5 protein-coding genes are annotated in these 5,255 nt (G+C 78.1%); all 5 read left to right on the top strand.

The window, feature by feature from the left end; genetic code table 11:
- On the top strand, positions 1 to 1,790 hold a 1,790-nt coding region (locus VF468_00130), incomplete at its 5' end, for an FtsX-like permease family protein (protein HEX5876733.1).
- On the top strand, positions 1,787 to 2,755 hold the full coding sequence (locus VF468_00125; protein HEX5876732.1) for an ABC transporter ATP-binding protein: 969 nt from the start codon (positions 1,787 to 1,789) through the stop codon (positions 2,753 to 2,755). The genes VF468_00130 and VF468_00125, both read left to right, overlap by 4 nt.
- Complete coding sequence (locus tag VF468_00120; GenBank protein HEX5876731.1) at positions 2,752 to 3,441, top strand: ABC transporter ATP-binding protein; 690 nt, start codon at positions 2,752 to 2,754, stop codon at positions 3,439 to 3,441. The genes VF468_00125 and VF468_00120 overlap by 4 nt, the downstream gene beginning before the upstream one ends.
- Positions 3,425 to 4,723: a class I SAM-dependent methyltransferase gene (locus VF468_00115; protein ID HEX5876730.1), complete on the top strand. Its 1,299-nt coding sequence runs from the start codon at positions 3,425 to 3,427 to the stop codon at positions 4,721 to 4,723. Before VF468_00120 ends, VF468_00115 begins: the two co-directional genes overlap by 17 nt.
- A 36-nt stretch (positions 4,724 to 4,759) precedes the next feature.
- Complete coding sequence (locus tag VF468_00110) at positions 4,760 to 5,017, top strand: VOC family protein (GenBank protein ID HEX5876729.1); 258 nt, start codon at positions 4,760 to 4,762, stop codon at positions 5,015 to 5,017.
- Positions 5,018 to 5,255: the final 238 nt, after the last annotated feature.

The following is a 5,255-nucleotide window of genomic DNA, read 5'->3' as shown; positions in this document are numbered from 1 at the left end:
GCGGCTACGACCTGCTGGCCACCCTCGCCCCCGGCCTCGCCGTGCTGGCCACCGCCCTGGTCGTGGGCCGCTCCCTGCCCCTGGCCGCGGGCTGGCTGGTCCGGCTCACCGGCCGCTCCACCGGCGTGGCCACCTGGGTCGGGGCCCGCCAGGTGGCCCGCCGCGGCGGTCCCGCCCTGCGGGTGGTGATCGCCCTGGCCGCCGCCTTCGGGCTGGTCGCGTTCGCGGTCACCGTCCGCCAGGACATGGCCCGCAACCGCCACGACCGGGCCTTCACCCTGGTGGGGGCGGCCGAGCGGCTCCAGGTGGTGCTGCCCAGCGACACCCTCGGCCCCGAGCGGGTGGCCGAGGCCGACCCGTCGGGGGCGGCGGCCATGGCCGTGGCCCGCTACCCGGCCATCCTGCGCGACGCCCCGGCGGTCACCGCCGCCCTCGTCGGGGTCGAGCCCGACCGCTACCCGTCGGTGGGGTTCTGGCGGGACGACTTCTCCGGGCGCTCGCTTGAGCAGACCATGGCCGCGCTGGCCGCCGCGCCGGTGTCCCCGCTGGACCTCGGCCAGGCCGACCAGCTCGAGGTGGCCGTCGGCGCCGGCGAGATCCGGGCCGACGGGCCGGTCCGGCTGGCCGCCCTGGTGCAGGGGGCGCGCCGCTCCGCCCGGGTCGACCTGGGCCGCCTGGAGGCCGGGGACGTACGCCCGCTGCGGGGCCGGCTCGACCCGGCCGGGGGACCGTGGCGGCTGCAGCGGCTCTGGGTCCAGCGCGAGCCGGGCGTGATCAGCGCGGTCGGCGTCACCCTCACCTTCGACTCAGTCCGGGCCGGCCAGGGCGGCGCCTGGCGGCTGGTGGAGGGCTTCGACGACCCGGCGCGCTGGTACTCGCTCAACGACAACGCCTACGAGCCGGGCGACACCCTCAGCGCCACCACCGGGGTCGACGGCGCCGCCCTCCGCGTCGCCGTCGCCGCCCCCGACTCGGGGGCCACCATCGGCATCGGCCACGCCTCGGTGCCCGAGGCCCTGCCGGCCGTGGTCACCCCGGCGTTCATGGCCGCCGTGTCGGCCAAGGTGGGCCGGGTGGTGCGGGTCCGCGGCCCGATGCCGGGCGACCTGCTGCTCCAGGTGACGGGGGTGGCCAGCGTGCTCCCGGGCGCCGTCGGGTCGAGCGCCGCCGCCTTCGTCGACGCCGACTGGCTGCTGGTCCACGCCCAGCGCAACCCCAACGACCGGCCGGCCGCCGGCGAGGTCTGGACCGTCGGCGGCGAGCGCGGCCGGGCCGTGGCCGAGCGGATCGCCGCCGGCGGGACCAGGGTCGAGTCGCGCACCGCCGCCGCCGACCTGGAGGCCGACCTGGCCCAGCAGGCGCCCTCGCTGGCCCTGCTGCTCCTGCTCGTCGGGGCGGCCGCCGGGGCCGCCCTGGCCACCGGCGGGGTCATGCTCCACCTGTACCTGACCGGCCGGCGGCGGGCCTTCGAGCTGGCCGTGCTCGAGGTGTTCGGGGCCAGGCGGGGCGACCTGTGGGGGCCGGTGGCGGTCGAGCAGGGGTGGCTGGTCGGCTACGGGGTGCTCTGCGGCGGCCTGGTCGGCCTGCTCGTCGCCCTGATCGCCCTCCCGGCCATCCCCCAGTTCACCGACCGGCCGACCGTGCCCCCGCCGATCTACACCCCCGACTGGGCCGTCCTCGGGCTCGCCCTTGGGCTGACCGTGCTGCTGGTCGGGGCCGGCCTGGCCGCCGTGGTCGCCGCCCTCGTCCACCAGGCCCGCCCGGCCCTGCTGCGTGAGGAGGAGCTGTGAGCGTCGCCGCCCAGCAGGTGAGGGCCCTGGCCGACGGGCGGCGGGCCAGGGCCGGGGAGCGGCTGCTGGCCGGCGACGGGCTGTTCCAGCTGTACGTGCTGGACGGGCGGGAGGTGGTCGCTCTCCAGGGGGTCGACTTCGGGGTCGACTGGGGCGAGATGGTCGCGCTGCTCGGGCCGTCGGGTTCGGGCAAGTCGACCATGCTGGCGATCCTCGGCGGCCTGGAGCGGCCGTCGGCGGGGCGGGTCCTGCTGGACGGCGTCGACGTCACGCGGCTGTCCGAGGCCCAGCTCACCGTGCTGCGGCGGCGGCGGATCGGGTTCGTGTGGCAGGGGGCGGCCCGCAACCTGCTCCCGCACGCCTCCGCCTGGGAGAACCTCGACCTGCCGATGGTCCTGGCCGGGCTGCCGGCGGGCCGGCGCCGGCGCCGGGCCAGGGTGCTGCTGGACGCGGTCGACCTGGGCGACGCCGCTGGCAAGCCGATCCGGGCCCTGTCCGGCGGGGAGCAGCAGCGCCTGGCCGTCGCCGTCGCCCTGGCCAACAACCCGCCCCTGCTGCTCGCCGACGAGCCGACCAGCCAGCTCGACCGGGCCAATGTCCGGCGGGTGGTGGAGCTGCTCAAGGAGGCCCGCGACGACCTCGGGACGACCGTGGTCGTGGTCACCCACGACGCCGAGGTGGCCGCGGCCATGGACCGGACGGTCACCATCCGCGACGGCCGGGTGAGCGCCGAGGGCCGCGCCGGGGCCGAGTACGCGGTCGTCGGGCCCACCGGCTCGCTCCACCTCCCGGCCCACGCCCTTGGCGTGCTCCCGCCCGGCGCCCGGGTGGTGGTCGAGGTCGAGGATGATCAGGTGGTGCTGAAGCCGACCGACGGCGGGGGGCCCAAGGCCAGCCCCCCGGTGGATCGGGGGTCCGGGGGGCTCAAGCCTAGCCCTCCGGTGGATCGGGGGTCCGGGTCATGACGAGTCTGGCGGCCGACGGGCTGGTGGCCAGGCGCGGCGGCCGCAACGTGGTCGACGGGGTGTCGCTGGAGGTGCAGGGCGGCCAGGTGGTCGGGCTGGTCGGGCCGTCCGGGTCGGGCAAGTCGACCACGCTGCTGCTGCTGGCCGGGCTGGAGCCGCCCGACGCCGGGGTCGTCCGCCTCGACGGCCAGGACCTGGCCGCCCTGGGCGCGTCCGGCCGCCAGGCCCTGCGCCGGGACCGGTTCGCGCTCGTCTTCCAGGGCTATGGCCTGCTGTCGCTGCTCACCGCCCGCGAGAACGTGGAGCTGCCCTTCCGGGTCGCCCGGCGCGACCCCGAGACCGCGGCCGCCGAGGCCACGCGCTGGCTGGGCCTGCTCGGCCTCGGCGACCGGGCCGACCAGCGCACCGACCAGCTGTCGGGGGGCGAGCGCCAGCGGGTCGCCCTGGCCCGCGCCCTGGCCGTCGACCCGGAGGTCCTGCTGGTCGACGAGCCCACGGCCGAGCTCGACGAGGAGAACCGCGACCGCGCCGTCGGCCTCCTCCGCGACGCCGCCGACCGCGGCGCCGCCGTGGTCGTGGCCACCCACGACCCCGAGGTCGTCGCCCTCTGCGACCGGGTCGTCCGCCTGGTCGACGGCCACCCGGTCGAGCTCGACCCGGGCGAGGTCGGTGAGACCGTCGTCTAGCCCGGGGCCCGGCGCCGACCCGGGCGCCGTGCTCGACCGGCTGCTGTCCGACGAGGGGCGGGCGGTGCTGGACAGCCTGCCGGAGGGGGCGCTCGGACCCGGCGCCGCGCTGGCCGTCGGGACCCGGCTGCGGGGGGAGCATCCGGCCGAGCTGGTGGCGGCGGCCCTCGCCCAGCACGAGCTGCGGGCCAGGGCGGCGGCCAAGTTCTCCGCGGCGCGGGCGATGTGGTTCACCCGCGACGGGCTGGAGCAGGCGTCGGCCGAGCCGCTGGCCCGGTACCGGGCGGCCCGCTACGCCGGGTTCCCGGTGGTGGCCGACCTGTGCTGCGGGATCGGGGGGGACCTGTGCGCGCTCGCCCCCGGCCGGGACGCCCTGGCCGTCGACCTCGACCCGGTGCACCTGCGCATGGCCCGGGAGAACGCCCGGGTGCACGGGGCCGGGGAGGTCGCGGCCGCCCTGGCCGACGTGCGCGACCTGCGCCCGGGGCGGTCCCTGGCGGTGTTCGTCGACCCGGCGCGGCGGGCCGGCGGCCGGCGCCTGCCGGCGGGGGAGAGCCGGCCCCCGCTGGCCTGGTGCCTGGGGCTGGGGGACCGGGTCGCCGGGGTGGGGATCAAGGCCGCCCCCGGCCTCCCCCTCGGCCTGGTCCCGGCCGGCTGGGAGGTGGAGCTGCTGGCCGACCGCCGCGAGCTCAAGGAGGCCGTCCTGTGGTCGCCGTCGCTGGCCACCACCACCCGCCGCGCCACCGTGTTCCCCGGTCCCCACAGCCTGGCCGCCGCGCCCCGATCCACCGGGGCACCCCCTTGGGGTTCCCCGGACCCCTCCCGATCCACCGGGGCACCCCCTTGGGGTTCCCCGGACCCCTCCGGGCCGCCGGTGCGCTGCGGCCCACCGGGCGCCTTCCTGCTCGACCCGAACCCGGCCGTGACCCGGGCCGGGCTGGTCGAGGAGCTGGCCCGCGACCTCGGCGACGCCTGGAAGCTCGACCCGCGGATCGCCTTCCTCTCCGCCGACAAGCCCCTGCGCAGCCCCTTCGGCCGGCTCCTGCGGGTCGACGCCTCCCTCCCCTGGAGCCTCAAGCGCCTGCGCGGGGTGCTGCGCGAGCGCGGCGTCGGCGCGGTCGAGGTCCGCAAGCGCGGCTCCGCCGTGGACGCCGCCGACCTCACCACCCGCCTGCGCCTGCGCGGCGACGCCCACGCCGTGGTCGTCCTCACCCGCGTCGCCGACCGCCCCTGGGCGCTGGTATGCACCGAGGAACGGGACGGGCCCGTGGCGGTAGGGTGATCGGGACGACCAACGGAGCAACGAGGTGAGCATCGCGTGAGCGACGAGGCACCGGCCGTCGTGGGGATCGCCGCGCTGGCCGTGGACTGCGCCGCGCCGGCGGCGCTGGCCGGCTGGTGGCGCCGCCTGCTCGGCGGCTCGGTCGAGGTCGACGACGACGGCGCCACCCTGCACACCCTGGGCGGGCTGGCCATCGACGCGACCCGGGCCGACGACGTCTACGACGGCGGCGGCTGGCAGGTCCTGCGCGACCCCGAGGGCAACGAGTTCTGCCTGCTCCGCCCCCGATCCTGAGCTCCGGGCGGTCCCATGGCACCGGCCACGCTGCGCATCCGGCTCCTCGGCGAGCTCGACCTGCGCCTCGGCGAGGAGCCGCTGCCGCTGCTCGGCTCGGCCCGAGTCGCTGCTCGCCTACCTGCTGCTCCACCGCGATACGCCCCAGCCCCGCCAGCGCCTGGCCTTCCTCCTGTGGCCCGACTCGAGCGAGTCCCAGGCCCGGACCAACCTGCGCCACGTGCTGCACGTCCTGCGG

It is taken from the genome of Actinomycetota bacterium, from assembly GCA_036280995.1.
GTDB lineage: Bacteria > Actinomycetota > CALGFH01 > CALGFH01 > CALGFH01 > CALGFH01.
The sequence above is the reverse complement of the archived record's forward strand: the minus strand, read 5'-3'. Positions and strand labels throughout refer to the sequence as shown.